Here is a 14,651-nt window from a genome sequence, read left to right on the forward strand (position 1 = left end):
ATGTTGTCCTCACATGTGGTGATCACGGCTGACCAGTGCTTGCCGTCGATGAGGCCAATGACCAACCATGGGGCTCGTCAACAATTCGGGCAAAGATCTCCACCCGGGCGGAGTCCTGCCACAGCTGCTGAGCTTCGACGAAGTCGATGACTCGAACCCCCACACGCGAAATCGCTGATCAGCCCAATGAACACTCACAGTAACTGACCTTGCTCACTAAAATCCCCAGGTCAGAAGCTTGACCTGGGGTTCGTGATGTGTCCGAGGGGGGACTTGACCAATACGCCCACGCCTTCGACCAGCGTAAACTCCTCGCTCTCGAAGACTCCCCCGCCATTGACCAGCACCCAGACAAGACACTCGCGCTCTTCGAAGGAAAGTCTGTGGATGCCGACAGGACCGGCGGTGATCGTCGATGACCGCCGCCCAACAGGCCGTCCAACGGACGGTCACGGTCATCATGGCGTCACGCACGGGTGGGCCAACAGGGTGTCGGCCACTTCGTCCGGCGTGCCGTCACTCAATGCGGGCCGAGGCGCTGTCCTTCTCGCCCTCGCCGTCCGGCAGGCAAATCTCGTTGACCGCGATGTTGACCTCGAGGCCGGACGTCTTGCGCTGTTCGGGCAGCACCCCTTGTTCGATCGCCATTTGCCTGGCGATGCGTGGTGCGGTCCAGAGGGTGGGCAGCATGACGAATCCGACGGGGACGGCGGTGACGACGATGAAGTACTGCAGGGCGGTGATGCCCCCGTCGCCGATGACGATCAGCACTGCTGCTGCGGCGCCCATCAGCACGCCCCAGAACGCTCGCACTGCGATTGCGGGTTCTCCGTGCCGGGTTGTGGCGGCGGCGATGCTGTAGGACATCGAATCGGCGGTGGTGGCAACGAAAGTGACCGTCAACAGCAGCAAGACGATCGCGATCAGCCCGCCGAAAGGGAGTTGTTCGGAGATGGAGATGACCGCGGCGTCCATGCCGGAGTTGGCCAGCGGTTGTGAGAGCAGGCCGGGTTGGCGCTGTTCGAACAGGATGCCGGTGCCGCCGAACACGGTGAACCACAGCGTGGTCGCGATCGGGGGCACGATCGCTGTGCTGACCACGAGGTCACGCAGGGTGCGACCTCGGGAGATGCGTGCGACGAAGATGGCCATCAGCGGTCCGTAGCCGAGGAACCAGCCGAAGAAGAACACCGTCCAAGAGCCCAGCCACTGCTGGTCGCCTCGGTACAGGGCCATCGGCACGAAGTCGCGCACGTACTGGGCGAATCCTCCGAGGAAGGAATCCAGCACGAAGCCGGCGGATCCGAGTACGAGGAAGGCCAGCATGAGCAGGACCGCCAGCCAGATGTTGAGTCGGCTCAGGAACTGGATACCGCGGTCGATGCCGCTGATCACCGACAGCACCGCGATCGCGGTCAACCCGACGATGACGGTGAGCTGGACCGGGTAGGTGTCGGGGGTGCCGAACACTCGCGACAGCCCGTAGGAGACCTGCAATCCGAGGAATCCGATCGGTCCGACGGTGCCGGCTACCACGGCGATGATGCAGGTGACGTCGACTGCGGTTCCTAGTCGGGAGTGACGGATGCGCTCGCCCAGCAGTGGGTAGAGCAGCGTGCGCGGGCGAAGGGGCATTCCGTGTTGCAGGCCCCGCATCATCACGATCGAGCCGAGGGAGCCGAGGACGGCCCAGGCCAGGAAGCCCCAGTGCGTGAAGCTTTGTGCCAGTGCCGAGTTGACGGCTTCCTGAGAGCCGGGGCGGACGTCTGCGTACAGCGGCGGTGGGGAGACGAAGTGCTCGAGCGGTTCGGCAGCGGCGAAGAAGACACCGCCACCGGCCAGCAACGTGCACATGATCATCGCGATCCACTTGAACCGGCTGTATTCGGGTCGGTTCCGGTCACCCATGCGCACGCTGCCGCATCGCGAGCACGCCAATGCGACGGCCACGGCGAACGTCGCCAGCAGCAGGACCTGCCACAGCGCACCAAACCCTCGGGATGCCAGATCAAACCCGGCGGTCACGGCATGACCAGTCGCCGTGGGTGCGGCCAGGGCCGCGATGACGAACACGACCAGCAGCCCGCCGCTGATCGCCAGCACCGTGACGTCGGTGCGCCGACCGTGCATGCGCGGGGTGGTCATGGCTGGCTCCTCTCATCACTGCCGGTGGGCGCTACTGCGCCGATGGCGTCGATCTCGATCCGCGTGGCTCCCCGGAAAGCTGCGACCTGGATCGTCGTTCGGGGAGGTAGCGGTATGCCTTCCAGTCGCGTGAGGTAGGCGTTGTTGTATGTGTCGAAGTCGGCCAGATCCGCCAGGTACACGGTCAGTTTGAGTAGATGGTGCAGATCACCGCCCGCCTCATGGAGCACTGCGGCGAGATTGTCCAGTGCGACGACGACCTGTTCGGACAGATCGTCAGGTGTGGTCCCGTCCGGTCTGCGCGGGAGTTGTCCGCACGCGTAAACCACTCCCTGGTGCACCGCAGCAGCGGCGTACGGGCGATGCGCAGCATCAGGATGGGTGTACAGGGTCGGCATACTCATCCTTGATCTGTGGACGTGTTGGCCTGTTCGGGAACGAGGAATCGGCGGGCGGCGCGGTGCACCGACGCCCAGACGTCGCCGGGCACCTCCAGTCCGTCGCGCATCGCCTCCGCGCGGCGGTCCATTCGTTCCTCCGGTGTCGAGATGACGGGCCATTCACTGTGTTGTGTTACGTGTGAAGGAAAATGGGCGATAGACAGACCACCGTGAAGTCCAGTGACACCGGAGCGCGTCGTGCTGTGCACCACGTGGGTGAACCCGGCGGGGTCGTCGGAGACGTGGACACGGCCGTAGCTGTCGCAGGCCAACGCGCATGTCGTAGCGCTGGTTCCGTCGACCCCGGCGAGCACGGTCATCCCCTGCGCGCGCTTGGCATGTTCCACTGCGAAGAACAACAGTGCGCGATCAAAGCCGAGCCCGTGCACGAACACGCGGCCGGACACTTTCCGGGCTGCTTGTGCTGCCACGACATCGAACACCGAGCGACCGAGTAACAAGGCGCCTCGGCGTGCTGGGTCGTCCACAACGAACCCGCCGTTGGTATCACCATGCACTGGCGCAGGAACCTGTCCCGGAAGGGTGTCGATCTCGTGCAGCAGAGCGTGGAGGCCGCCCCATCCCTGGATCTCGGCTTCCAACACGGCCGTCGCGGCAGCGGCAGCCTCTCCCGAGGACACGCCTGCGGCGCGCACTGCGCGGAACGCGTTCTCGTGCACTTCGCGTGTGCTCACGTGCTCGGTCGTGCGGGTTCCGGTGGCCGAAGATCCGTTCATCGTGGCACCTCCGGGACGAGCACCTCAGCGAACAGCCGCATCCAGTTCTCTCCCAGCACACCGCGCACGGTCTTCTCGTCGAGTCCGGCCTGATCGAGTCCGTCCGCGAGAACGGGGAAATCGGCGGGCCCGGTGAACCACTGCGGCCAGGCAGGCCACGTCGGAGGTGTCGGATTGGCCTCAGGGGGTTGCCACCGGCCATTGCGGAGCCAGGCCACGAAACTCTCGGACCAGTTCTGCGTGCAGTCGCTGCCCACCGCGACATGGTCGGGGCCGATCTCGTCGACCAGCCTGGCGATCATGGTGCAGAACTGCTCGCGGGTGGTGTGTTCACCCCCGAGCACGTTGGGGTACAGGCAGCAACCGATGACGCCACCGCGGTCGGCGAGCGCACAGATCACCTCGGCAGGCTTGTTCCTCGGAGTGTCGAAGAACCAGGTGGGGTTGGAATGAGTGATCGACACCGGCACAGCGGAGGCGTCGATGCCGTCCCGGCAGGTGCGGTTTCCCACGTGGGAGAGGTCGATCATCATGCCGACCCGGTTCATCTCGGACACGACGTGGCGACCGAAGCGGGTCAGGCCCGAGTCGTCCGGGTCGTAGCAGGCGCCGCCGACCAGGTTCTGGATGTTGTAGGTCAGTTGCGCGATCTGGACGCCGAGCCTTCGGAAGACCTCGACCATCCGGTAGTCGTCCCCGAAAGGAGAGGTGTTCTGGAACCCGAGCAAGACGGCGACCCTGCCTGTTTCCCGGGCACGGCGGATCTCGTCCACACCGTCAGCGAGGACCACCAGATCAGGGTTCTGCGCGGCTAACTGGCACCAGGCGCCCACCGCACGAAGCGTTTCCTCTGGCCCTTCCCAGACCGCGCAGGTCGCGTTCACCGCGTCGATGCCGCCGGTGCGCAGCTGTTCCAGCAGGCCCCGGTCCCAGTTGTTGATCTGCAAACCGTCGACGACGAGCCCGTCGTGCTGCTGCAACGCGGTCACGTGTGCTCTCCTTCCGGTTTCCGGGTGAACAGCCAGTCGTCGTCGTTGACACCCGCTGCGATGTCAGCCGCCCGCGGGGCGCCCGAAAACAACGTGACGCGCAGCCAGTCGGTCGACTGGGGGCTGTAGTTGTCCATGCCGTACACCGCGAGCTGGAACCGCTGCAGGTGCAGCGGCAGGAAGTCGCGAGCGAGCAGGTTGGCCTGTGTCTCCGCCCACGGCACGGTGGCCAGCGACTGCACGCGGCAGACAGCACCGCGATGCCACGGTGCGCTGAGCAGGAACTCCGCGACGCTCGTGGCCCGGTCGGCGGCACGGAGATCGCGGCGTAGTGCCGAGACGGCACGGGCGATGTCCACGGGTTGCTCGACCTGCTCCCCGGGGTCGTGGCCTCGTCGACCGCGCCGGGGCTCTTCGCTGTTCGCCGAGACGAACCAAAAGTAGTACGACTGCTCCGGATCGTCGAAGTCGAAGTGGTCGACCCAGGCATAGCCTGACTCGATGAGCTCCAACAGTGCCTGGCAGCTCTGCTCTGCTCGCAGACCGAGGGACTCGTCGCAGCGCAGCATCAGTTCGATGTCGTCGTCGAGCTCGTCGTAGAGCTCAACCAACAGGGACTCCAGCACTCCGCGTGCCTCGGGATGGACATGGTCGGCGGCATCGTGCAGTGCGCGCCACGCGAATGTCGTGCTGTGCCCGGCAATCTGACCCGAGTCCTGGTACTGCTCCAGCAAGCCCCGCAAGGTCGCGAGATGGTCGGCCAGGTCGGGGCCGGACAGATACGGATCCGTGGCCAATCCTCCTCGTTCGGCGAAGTAGTGGCGGGCCCTGGACAGCAAGCCGGCCAGCCGGGACACGCGCCCGTCATCGGGTTCGGTCGACTGCGCGAGCGCGTAGGCCAGCGGCAGTTCTCTCAACGCGCACCAGGCATCCAGCACGCGGGGATGGTTGACGATGTAGGGCACCATGCCCAGCCCGGTGGCGTTGCCCAGACCGAGGAAACGCCGCCACTGCCCGGACAACGCGACCGCGTGGGTACTCCGTTGCCGGGCGCAGTGCTCGACGAGGTCGTAGCTGAGTTCACGCAGCAACCAGGCCGCCAGCATCTGCGCGCGGTACGGGACCGCCAGCGGGTGTTGCACCGGCAATCCCTCGAAGTCACGCAGACCGAACTTTCCGTTGCTGTAGAACGCGGTGCTGCGCAGGATGTAGGCGGCATCACCCAGCACCTCTGGCTCCGGTTGCAGGCCGGCGGCAAGCCGGTCGACGGTGTAGTCGAAGAACCGCTGGCTGCGGTTGGCGCGAGTCCACACCAGACTCCCCACGTCGGCGCGGCCCGTCTCCTGGCCGGGCACGTTCTCCCGCAGGAATGCCATTCGTTCGTCCGGGAGGTCGCCCTCGATCAACGCGGCGGTGACGTCCCAGGACGCCGCGATCACGCGGTCGGTGCGCTGATCGTCGCCGATGGTGGTCGAGAAGATCACGAAACGGAGCTGGATTCCTTCAGCGTCGACGCGATACACCGCTTCCCCGCGCCCCCCGACGTCCATCTCCCAACGCTCGCGGGTGACCTGCCACCGCCGGTCGCCGGCGTGCCGCAGCATCGACCGGGCGAAGCTGTGCCGGGTGAGCCGGCAGGTGCCCATGACCTCCGGCGACGCGACGACACCGGCGCTGCGCGCGCGCTCCTGCGCCCAACGCAGCCTCTCGGTCGGGCGCCAGAGCACGGTGTCCGTGCTCCGGCGCTCGTGGACGGCGGTCATGACCGGTCCCCGCGAGGCGTCGCGGTCCGCAGATAGGCGGTCTTGCTCCAGGTGAAGAAGTCGGCGCTGCTGTCGCCGTTCTGCTCACGCGGAGCCGGAAACGTCGAATCCTTGAGCCCGCCGAAAGGTGCGTGCAGCTCCGAGCCGGTATTGGGCGAGTTCACCTTGATCAGACCGGCGTCGAGTTCAGCCAGACCCTGCCGCACGGCGCGCTCGTCGGTGGTGAACAGGGCCGCGGTGAGGCCGTAGCGGGTGTCGTTGGCGATCGAGATCGCCTCGTCGAGGTCGTCGGCCCGCAGCACGGTGACCACCGGTCCGAACACCTCTTCCCGGCAGATGGTGAGTTCGGGCGTTCCCGCCAGCACGGTCGGGGCGACGAAGTGGCCATCCGTGGGCAGCCGAGCGGCCGATCGCGCCACGACCTCGGCGCCCTCGCGCACCGCCTGCTCCACCGCGTGGTCGATCTCAGCTCGGGCACGCTCGTTGATCACAGGCCCGACCTGGGAGTCGGCGAGGCTGCCGTCCCCCACTTTCAGTGCCTCGAACCGCTTGGCCAGTTCCGGCAGCAGCTCGTCGTAGGCGGTACCGACCGCGATGACCCGACGGGTCGCGGTGCATTTCTGTCCCGTGGCACCGACAACCGCACCGACCAGCACCTCAGCGGCCTCCGCCGGGTCGACGTCGGGCAGCACGATCGCGGCGTTGTGGCCGCCAAGTTCCATCTGCAGCTTCGCCCCGCGAGGCACCACGGCCTCCCGGATGAGCCTGCCCACCGCGTCGGAACCCGTGAACGTGACCCCCGCGACCTCGTCCCTGGCCACCAGGGCAGAACCCAGCGCACCCGGCCCGAGCACGAGGTTGACCGCACCGGCCGGCACACCCGCGTCGTGCAACACCTCGGCGAACGCGGCGGCTACGGCCGGAGTGTCACTGGCAGGCTTCCACACCACCGCGTTGCCCCACAGCAGCGCCGGGGCTAGCTTCCAGACCGGGATCTGCAGCGGGAAGTTCCACGGGGTGATCGCCGCGACCACGCCCAGCGGGCGACGCACAGTGCGCACAACCTCGTCGGGGTGGCCCGACGGGTAGGTCGAACCGTCGGCAGCACGAGCGCGAGAAGCGTGGTAGTGCAAGGTCTCGACGCTGCCCGCGACCTCGCCCCGCGACTCCGGGAGTGTCTTGCCGTGCTCGCGGGTCATCAGCACCGCGATGTCCTCACTGCGCTCGGCCAGCAGTTCGGCGGCTCGCCGCAGGATGCGGCCACGCTGGATCAGACCCAGGTCCTGCCAGCATCGCTGCGCCACCTCGGCGGCCCGCACGGCCTGGTCGAGCTCCTCGGAACCAGCCATCCGGTAGGACGCGACGACCACGTCGGGGTGAGCGGGATCGGCGCTGTGGGCCGGTTCGCCGCTGCCGTCGATCCACCGCCCACCGACGAGATGGCGGAGTGGAACCGAGCTCGAGTTCTGAATCGTTGTCACGTACTGCTCCCAAGAGGCGGGGACACGCGCGCCGGTGTGATCTGGACAACCGGCGCCTTGTGCACGCAACGCTAAGCGCGGCAAAGCCGCAGGTGAAGGACGTATTGCGGAACGCTTGATAAGCGATGAGTATCAGTGGGGTGGAGATTCGTCAGCTTCGATACTTCGTGGCCGTTGCCGAGGAGAAGAACTTCCGCCGCGCCGCCGAGCGCCTCCATGTCGCACAGCCCGCACTGAGCCAGCAGATCCGCAAGCTGGAACAGCAGCTGAAGACAACGCTGCTGGAGCGCACGACCCGGCGGGTGGAACTGACCGACGCGGGGACCGTGCTGCTGGAGACCGGGCGTCGGGTGCTGGCCGAAGCCGAGCACGCCGAGACCGCGGTCAGGCACACCGCGCTGGGGGAGATCGGCACCCTCCGCATCGGGTTCGTCAGCTCGGCCGCACTCACCCTCGTGCCCAGGATCGTGCATGCACTCCGCGCCAAGCGCCCAGGACTGCACGTGGACCTCACAGAGCGCACCACCGACCGTCAACTCGACGCGATCGACGACGGTTCGCTCGACGTGGGAATCGTGCGCGAAGTCGGCTCCCCCACCGGACTGAACATCCACGAACTCGCGCGCGAACCCCTACTCGTCGCACTCCCGCAGACCCACCCACTGGCCGAACGCGAGTCGATCCGGCTCAGCGAGCTCGCCGACGAGGACTTCGTGGTCTTCCCTCGCGGCCAGGTGTCCCGGCTCTACGACCACATCGCCGCACTGTGCCACCACGCCGGATTCCGCATGCGCCCCTCCCAGCAAGCCGTCCAGTTCCCCACGATCCTGGGCCTGGTCGCAGCGGGAACCGGTATCGCCGTCGTCCCGGACTCCCTGCGACACCTCCAACTTCCCGGACTCGTCTACGCGCGGTTGGACGATCCCGAGGCCGTGTCACACCTCGCCGTCGTCTGCCGACCCGACCGTGCTGACCACCCGCCCGTCAGCACGCTTGTCGAACTGTGCGACCAAGACCTGTCCGGCCACGAACCCGGCAGCCTCAACACGTGACCACCCCAGCACAGCAGCCAGACGGACGGTATCCACTTCGACAGCGTCATCACGTGGATGCGGATCAGCGCAACGATGTTGTCCCGTCCCCGGCGTCAGGGCGCCACGGCCCACTTACCATCCACCATCACCGCCGACACCGCCGCGTCGCGAAGTCCTTCCGGCCCGAGGATGTCGAAGTCGCGGTCCAGCGCGACGAGGTCGGCGCGCTGGCCCACGGCCAGCGTTCCGGCCTGCCGGTGGTCCCCGACCAACCAGTGGCTGTCCTGTATTGCGCGTTGCGGGTTGGTCCGCTGGTGTGTGCCCAGGACCTGGCCGTCGTGGGTGCGACGGCTGGTCGCCGACCACATGGTCCGTGGACCCGTACTGGGTGCGCAACACGTCGATGTCGCCGTACCGCGCGTACAGCGTCCAGGGAACGGCGTCACACCAGCCGGCCATCGCCGGGTTGCCGGGTGGCAATGGGACAGTGGCTCACCGACGGCCTCCGCAGCTCCCCGGCACGCTGGGACCTACTCAGCCAGCAGGTGTTCTTCTCCCAGGTCGACCTGGCACTTGGCGGAGAACAAGCCTTCAACCCCGATGCGTGGGACGACTACGTCGCCAACCGCGACCGGATCGCCACCACCTTGTCCACACCGCGCAACGCCGTCGTGCTCACCGGCGACGAGCACAAACACTGGGCAGCAGAAGTGGAGGCGAATTGGGCCGACCCCGGCTCGAAGACGGTCTCCCCCGAGTTCGTCACGACCTCGATCACGAGTTGTGGTGTCGGCTCAGACGATCCCGATGACCAAGCGCTGGCCGAGAACCCGCATCTGAAGTTCTACCGGGATCGGGAACTCCGCGCCGACCACCGAACCCTGACCTACGTGTCCAACCGGACGCTCCGGCGGAGACCGCGCATAGTTTCGCGGTCGGGATGGCGAACCCCGCCTCAACCCGCTGTGAGGTCACCCCCGACACATCGTGCACCTTTCCCGTCGTCCAACCCATTGAAGCCGGTCGAAGATCCGGGATGCCCAGCCCGCTAGCTACGACCGGCATCCCGCCACCGCCATCTAGGCGGGAAGTCCGCGCCCACGGACGCCATGAATCAGAGCGGGGTGCCCGTTCCAAGCGAGAACACCTGGCCGTCGGCGACGGCGGTGATCTGGCCGCCGAAGTCGACTCGGACCGGCGCGGCCCGCTGTTGGTCGCTGGCCAGGCCCGCCGGGTGGCGGAGCACGACGTGGCTCATGAGTTCCTGTCGCCCACAGGGCACTGGCTCGGTGGCGGCCGGTGGCCTGGTTCCGACGCCGGCTGCGTTCAGGTGCAGGAACAGCCAGTGGCTGCTCGCTGCCCTGAACTCGGTCTTGTACGGCCGTTTCCGTTACGTCGAGAGGTACATGTAATCCGGCCGAGCCCGGCGTTGGCCCGTGGGGACGCACCCAAGCAGCTTGAGGATCCCCTCGGTGCGCGCAAGCCGAGCTCCGCGAACGGCCGCGACCTTTGCCCACCTCGTCGCCTGCGCCGGGACCAGCACCCGCGGCGCGGCGCACGAGCTGAAAGGCTGTAGGCCACCGGGCGTTAGTTCATCGCAAGACTCGTTCTTTGCGGGCATTTCCGGGAAGGGTCCGGGATCCGGCGGGTTCGGGCAGGGCATGGAGCATGGGGTAGGACGGTTGCGCGCCTGGGTGTTGCACGCTGTGTGCGCTCACGCGCGTGGCCCATCGGGCTGCGTCGGGAAGGGCGTCGCCTTGGCTGAGGCGCCAGGCCACTGTCGCAGCGAAGGCGTCACCGGCGCCGGTGGTGTCGACCGCCTCAACGACCACGCCGGGAATGTGTTCGGTGTGGTCGCCCTCGGCCACGGCGGCGCCGTCGCCGCCAAGCGTCACCACGGCCGATCGCGCTCCGAGGCCGCGGAGTGCCACGGCGTCGCCTGTTCCAGATGGACCCGTGGGCGGGGTACCGCTGCGGTGGAGGATTTCCCGTGCTTCGTGCTCGTTGACGATCAAAGGATCCGCGAGTGCCAGCACGTCCTCCGGAAGGTCGAGCACCGGTGAGAGGTTCAGCACGACCCGAGCTGCGGCGGAGCGCGCGGCGCGGCTGGCCGCCACCACGGTGTCGACCGGGATCTCGAGAACCAGGGAGACTACGCGCGCCGAACCGATCAAGGAATGGGCGTCGGCGATGTCTTCGGGGGACAACCGCGCGTTGGCCGCTGCCGAGACGACGATGCTGTTCTCGCCTGTGTTCGCGACTGTGATCAGCGCGGTTCCTGTGGGTGTGTCGCTGTCGTGGACGGTGTGCGTGGTGTCCACGCCGTCGGTCCGCAGCGCCTCCAGCAGGGTGTCCGCGTGCGCGTCTGTGCCGACTCGGCCGATCATGGCGGTGCGGGCTCCCAGCCGGGCAGCGGCGACCGCCTGGTTGGCACCCTTGCCGCCCGCGCAGGTGGTCAGTTCAGCCGCCCGCACCGTCTCACCCGGCATCGGGTGCCGAGCCACGCGCGCGGTCAGATCAACGTTCAGCGAGCCCACAACGACCAGGTCCACAGTGGATACCATGGGACAGCAAGTCCTTCCTCGGTCGACAGTGGCTACGCGACGTGACGAGAACCAGCGCCGGGCGAGCCGCACAACTGCTCGGCCAACCTCCCGGGAAATGTCCGTTCGGTCGCGAGCACGACTCGCACGCTGGCCCCCTCCTGGGCCGGAAAACCCCGGTACTTCCCGCGAGTGTCGGCGATGGTGACGCCGCGGGCCGGACCGTCACCGGTTTCCACCTCGACCGCAACGATCGGCCCCAGCACGACGGGAACATCGCCCACCGCAATCGCCGCTGCGAGGGGGTCGTGGCACGCGGCTCGCCGAACGCCGAAAACATCCTGCTCGTAGAAGTCGAGGTAGTGCTCCAGGATCGTCGCCGCGAAGGTGGCGACCGGCGAATCCGCCGCGCCGAGCCGGTTCTTGACCTCTTCGGTGAGGACTTCGGCCATCGTGACGTCCAGCGGCACGAGGGTGACGTTCCATCCGGCCTGGAGCACCATCCCGGCGGCCTCGGGATCGTTGTGGATGTTCGCTTCGGCCGCAGGGGTGGCATTGCCCGGGTGGTGGATCGCACCGCCCATGACGGTGACATGCTTCACGAGATCGGGCAGCTTCGGCTCCAGCAGCAACGCCGTCGCCAGGTTCGTCAGGGGACCGATCGCGAGTAGATGCAACTCTCCGGGGGACTCCCGTGCGAGCCGTACGATCAGTTCCGCGGCGGGCTCCGAAATCGGTGTCGACCTCGGTGCGGGCAGGCCCGTGTCGCCCAGCCCGTCATCCCCGTGCACGGACGGTGCCGGAGAGAAGGTCCCGCGCCAATTGCTGCGGGCACCGACGGCCACAGGGATGTGCTGCCGCCCCACGAGTTCGAGCACGCGCAGCGAGTTGTCCGCAGCCGTGTCGGCGTCGGTGTTGCCGAAAACCGTCGTCACCGCACGGATGTCGACGTCCGGATCGTGGAGGAGGTAGAGCAACGCCAGCGCATCATCGATGCCGGTGTCGCAATCGACGATCAACGTTTCCTTCGGCGCCATCGGTTGCCTTGCCTTTCTCCTTGACAGCGGATCGGTGACGCGATGCCTCATCGCGACTGCCGCACGGCGATGCCCGGTGCCCCACTGGGCAACACGTACTTGGTCGCCAGCAAGGGCATGCGGTCGACGGAGACGACCTGGGTGATCAGGACGACGGGCGTGTCCGGCGAGCGCTCGAACGTCAACCCGCGCCGACGGCCCAGCACGGTCGCGGTGACAGTACTGGCCCCGCTCAGCGGCAGGCCGGGATCTGCGGACGCGAGCGCGTGCAACATCGTGTGCGGCTGCGCTGTCCCGTCCTCCAGTGCCTGGACCAACGCGGGATCAACCGCGGCGAGCGCCTCGTCGTGGACGGACCACTCCTCCACCAGGCACACCGCAACGCCCTCGACGTCGACGACGCTCTCCCAGAAACGCACTTCGCAGCTAGCCGGGACCGGCAAGTGCTGCATCACGAGGTCGGTCGGCTCCTCGATGTCGCGCACAAGAGGCCGAACCTTGGCGGTGTCGACACCCAGCAGGCTCTCGATCGGCTGCAACCGCTCGAAACCACGACGGGCGGGTCCGTCGCTGACGGTCCTGCCCACGCCGCGCCGAACGGTGATCACGCCGTCCTCCTGCAGCAGGATCAGCGCCTCCCGGAGTGCCGGCCTACTCACACCGAGCGACGAGGCGAGCTCGGGCTCGGACGGCAGCGTCGAACCCGCCGGATAGGTCCCCACACGAATCGCGTCGACGATTCGTTCGTAAAGCTCCACGACTGGACGCCGCTGCGGTCGTCTGCCCGCCACGGTGCGCACCCCCTGAGTACGGTTGCTGTCAGACAAGTAAAGAACCCATCCTGACTTCCGTCAAGACTTCGGAGCGATGCGTTCAGGAAGTAAACGGGCAGGAAGTCACCAGCACCCGGACCCTTGACTCCTCGAGCGTGAAGCGGTAAACCCTTCCCTCAACCGAGTCACTTGTCTGACAAGTCGGCCCCGTCACACACGAAGACCGTTACTGCTCCACGTCGCCGCCCACCAGTACGCGGCCGACCTCCGCACCCGACCTCTCAAGGTGGAGGTTCCTCATGACGACGGTCCATGACCAGTCGTTCGCCACGGCGTCACCAGCACGCCACGCCAGCCTGCTGACGGCCCTGGTGCTCGCGGTCGCCGGTTACCAGATCAACGCCACCATGCTCGCACCCGCGCTGCCCGACGTGATGGAGCGACTGCACACAAGCAGCGGGCCGGCCGGACTCGCCCAGACCCTGTTCTTCCTGTTCGCCGCCATCGGACAGATCACGATTGCACGGCTCAGCGACTACCTGGGCCGACGGCGAATGCTGCTCACGACGTTACTGTTCCTGATCCTTGGCGAGGCGGTATGCGCGCTCGCCCCGAACATCGAGATCTTCATCGTGGGCCGGATGCTGCAAGGCCTGTCCGCTGCGACGTTCGCCCTCTCTTACCTGATTTTGCACGAGTTGCTGTCGCCCGGGAAGTTCGGGCGTGCGCTCGGCATCATCACCGCGGTCAACGGCGGTATCGCCGGCGTGGACGCGATCGTCGGCGGCACGGTGGCCGACACCGTCGGGTTCCGCGGCATCTTCCTGCTCAGCCTGCTGCTCACGCTGGTCGCTATCGGCGTCGTGTACTTCTCGGTTCCTGCCACGAACGTGCCGCGCCCGGGCACGATGGACTGGAAGGGAGCCAGCCTGCTGGCTGTCGGCCTCACCGGCGTCCTGCTCGCTCTCAACGAGGGCGGGAACTCGGGCTGGGTCTCTCCCGGCCCTCTCGTCCTCCTGGTCGGCGGGCTGCTCTGCCTCGTGCTGTTCCCCCGCGTGGAGAGAGGGAATCCCGACGCTCTCATCGACACCTCGGCCCTGGCGTCCCGCCGAGTCTGGCCCCTGCTGCTGACGACCGTGTTCACGCTGGCCGGGGTGTTCGGGATGCTCAACTTCACCATTCCGCTGCTCACCCAGACCCCAGACGCCGGGTACGGGATGTCGGCCACCACCTCGGCCGTCCTGTTCCTCGCCCCGGCGTCCGCCCTCGGTGTCATCGCGGCTCCCCTAGCCGGGCAGTTCGCACCTCGCATCGGCTGGCGACGTTCGGTGCTGATCGGTGTCATCGGCACGGCCGCCGCTTTCGTTCCGCTCGTGCTCTTCCCCGGAGCCCCTTGGGCCGTATTCGCCGCACTGGCTGTCCTCGGCATCACCTACACCGGATACAGCCTGACCGCGCTGACCGGCCTGGCCGTCGAGTCCGCCCCCGCGGACAAGCCCGGCTCCGTGCCCGGCCTCAACGGAGCGTGCTTCGGCATCGGCGCCTCCCTGGGCATCGCCGTCGCCGCCAGCGTCGTGGACGCCGTCACCGGTGGTGGCCCACCGACGTCCGGTGCTTTCCACGCCGCGCTCTGGTCGTCCGCCGCCTTCGTGGCCCTCGCTCTGATCACCGCCTTTCTCATCAAACCCGCATCACAACCGAACGAATAG

General features: G+C 67.3%; 14 protein-coding genes. 3 read left to right on the forward strand and 11 right to left on the reverse strand.

The window, feature by feature from the left end:
- Positions 1-516 precede the first annotated feature (516 nt).
- Genes GIY23_RS12215 through GIY23_RS12240 form a run of 6 tightly spaced genes read right to left on the reverse strand, consistent with a single transcriptional unit; the run spans position 517 to position 7,555 of the window.
- On the reverse strand, positions 517-2,145 hold the full coding sequence (locus GIY23_RS12215; protein ID WP_154076772.1) for a BCCT family transporter: 1,629 nt from the start codon (positions 2,143-2,145) through the stop codon (positions 517-519).
- Positions 2,142-2,543, reverse strand: a complete 402-nt coding sequence (locus tag GIY23_RS12220; RefSeq protein WP_187351858.1) for a RidA family protein — start codon at positions 2,541-2,543, stop codon at positions 2,142-2,144. The genes GIY23_RS12215 and GIY23_RS12220 overlap by 4 nt, the downstream gene beginning before the upstream one ends.
- Before the next feature lie 2 nt (positions 2,544-2,545).
- The gene (locus GIY23_RS12225; protein ID WP_154076774.1) at positions 2,546-3,322 is read right to left on the reverse strand and encodes a hypothetical protein; all 777 of its coding nucleotides are present in this window, start codon (positions 3,320-3,322) and stop codon (positions 2,546-2,548) included.
- The gene (locus GIY23_RS12230) at positions 3,319-4,311 is read right to left on the reverse strand and encodes a membrane dipeptidase (RefSeq protein WP_154076775.1); all 993 of its coding nucleotides are present in this window, start codon (positions 4,309-4,311) and stop codon (positions 3,319-3,321) included. The genes GIY23_RS12225 and GIY23_RS12230 overlap by 4 nt, the downstream gene beginning before the upstream one ends.
- Positions 4,308-6,074, reverse strand: a complete 1,767-nt coding sequence (locus GIY23_RS12235; protein WP_154076776.1) for a hypothetical protein — start codon at positions 6,072-6,074, stop codon at positions 4,308-4,310. Before GIY23_RS12235 ends, GIY23_RS12230 begins: the two co-directional genes overlap by 4 nt.
- Positions 6,071-7,555: an aldehyde dehydrogenase family protein gene (locus tag GIY23_RS12240; protein WP_154076777.1), complete on the reverse strand. Its 1,485-nt coding sequence runs from the start codon at positions 7,553-7,555 to the stop codon at positions 6,071-6,073. Before GIY23_RS12240 ends, GIY23_RS12235 begins: the two co-directional genes overlap by 4 nt.
- Before the next feature lie 125 nt (positions 7,556-7,680).
- Between GIY23_RS12240 and GIY23_RS12245 the strand changes: the two genes are divergently transcribed.
- On the forward strand, positions 7,681-8,607 hold the full coding sequence (locus GIY23_RS12245; protein WP_228717249.1) for a LysR family transcriptional regulator: 927 nt from the start codon (positions 7,681-7,683) through the stop codon (positions 8,605-8,607).
- A 95-nt stretch (positions 8,608-8,702) separates the two neighbouring features.
- On the opposite strand, the gene GIY23_RS12250 is transcribed toward GIY23_RS12245, so the two are convergent.
- A complete protein-coding gene (locus GIY23_RS12250; protein ID WP_154076778.1) occupies positions 8,703-8,957 on the reverse strand; it encodes an amidohydrolase family protein in 255 nt (84 codons plus the stop codon).
- 111 nt (positions 8,958-9,068) lie between these two features.
- On the opposite strand from GIY23_RS12250, the gene GIY23_RS12255 reads away from it, so the two are divergent.
- Complete coding sequence (locus GIY23_RS12255) at positions 9,069-9,641, forward strand: alkaline phosphatase D family protein (RefSeq protein WP_228717727.1); 573 nt, start codon at positions 9,069-9,071, stop codon at positions 9,639-9,641.
- A gap of 62 nt (positions 9,642-9,703) precedes the next feature.
- Here the strand turns inward: GIY23_RS12255 and GIY23_RS12260 are convergent, their stop codons facing one another.
- The 4 genes from GIY23_RS12260 to GIY23_RS12275 all read right to left on the reverse strand — a co-directional run bounded on the left by GIY23_RS12260 (position 9,704) and on the right by GIY23_RS12275 (position 12,996).
- A complete protein-coding gene (locus GIY23_RS12260) occupies positions 9,704-9,847 on the reverse strand; it encodes a hypothetical protein (protein ID WP_154076780.1) in 144 nt (47 codons plus the stop codon).
- A gap of 334 nt (positions 9,848-10,181) precedes the next feature.
- On the reverse strand, positions 10,182-11,153 hold the full coding sequence (locus tag GIY23_RS12265; protein WP_154076781.1) for a ribokinase: 972 nt from the start codon (positions 11,151-11,153) through the stop codon (positions 10,182-10,184).
- 32 nt (positions 11,154-11,185) lie between these two features.
- Positions 11,186-12,169, reverse strand: a complete 984-nt coding sequence (locus GIY23_RS12270; RefSeq protein WP_154076782.1) for a nucleoside hydrolase — start codon at positions 12,167-12,169, stop codon at positions 11,186-11,188.
- A 47-nt stretch (positions 12,170-12,216) separates the two neighbouring features.
- Positions 12,217-12,996 (reverse strand): GntR family transcriptional regulator, encoded by a 780-nt coding sequence (locus GIY23_RS12275; protein ID WP_228717250.1) that lies wholly within the window; start codon positions 12,994-12,996, stop codon positions 12,217-12,219.
- A gap of 245 nt (positions 12,997-13,241) precedes the next feature.
- On the opposite strand from GIY23_RS12275, the gene GIY23_RS12280 reads away from it, so the two are divergent.
- Positions 13,242-14,651 carry an MFS transporter gene (locus GIY23_RS12280; RefSeq protein WP_154076783.1) on the forward strand — a complete coding sequence of 470 codons (1,410 nt, stop codon included), beginning with the start codon at positions 13,242-13,244 and terminating at the stop codon, positions 14,649-14,651.

The organism is Allosaccharopolyspora coralli, assembly GCF_009664835.1.
GTDB classification, from domain to species: Bacteria; Actinomycetota; Actinomycetes; order Mycobacteriales; family Pseudonocardiaceae; genus Allosaccharopolyspora; species Allosaccharopolyspora coralli.

Bases quoted from the DNA above. Each gene is read 5' to 3' on its own strand.
- GIY23_RS12215 (WP_154076772.1), bottom strand. From the start codon at position 2,145: ATGACCACCCCGCGCATGCACGGTCGGCGCACCGACGTCACGGTGCTG.
- GIY23_RS12255 (WP_228717727.1), top strand. From the start codon at position 9,069: ATGGGACAGTGGCTCACCGACGGCCTCCGCAGCTCCCCGGCACGCTGG.
- GIY23_RS12235 (WP_154076776.1), bottom strand. From the start codon at position 6,074: ATGACCGCCGTCCACGAGCGCCGGAGCACGGACACCGTGCTCTGGCGC.
- GIY23_RS12250 (WP_154076778.1), bottom strand. From the start codon at position 8,957: ATGTGGTCGGCGACCAGCCGTCGCACCCACGACGGCCAGGTCCTGGGC.
- GIY23_RS12220 (WP_187351858.1), bottom strand. From the start codon at position 2,543: ATGCCGACCCTGTACACCCATCCTGATGCTGCGCATCGCCCGTACGCC.
- GIY23_RS12270 (WP_154076782.1), bottom strand. From the start codon at position 12,169: ATGGCGCCGAAGGAAACGTTGATCGTCGATTGCGACACCGGCATCGAT.
- GIY23_RS12265 (WP_154076781.1), bottom strand. From the start codon at position 11,153: ATGGTATCCACTGTGGACCTGGTCGTTGTGGGCTCGCTGAACGTTGAT.
- GIY23_RS12225 (WP_154076774.1), bottom strand. From the start codon at position 3,322: ATGAACGGATCTTCGGCCACCGGAACCCGCACGACCGAGCACGTGAGC.
- GIY23_RS12280 (WP_154076783.1), top strand. From the start codon at position 13,242: ATGACGACGGTCCATGACCAGTCGTTCGCCACGGCGTCACCAGCACGC.
- GIY23_RS12260 (WP_154076780.1), bottom strand. From the start codon at position 9,847: ATGAGCCACGTCGTGCTCCGCCACCCGGCGGGCCTGGCCAGCGACCAA.
- GIY23_RS12245 (WP_228717249.1), top strand. From the start codon at position 7,681: ATGAGTATCAGTGGGGTGGAGATTCGTCAGCTTCGATACTTCGTGGCC.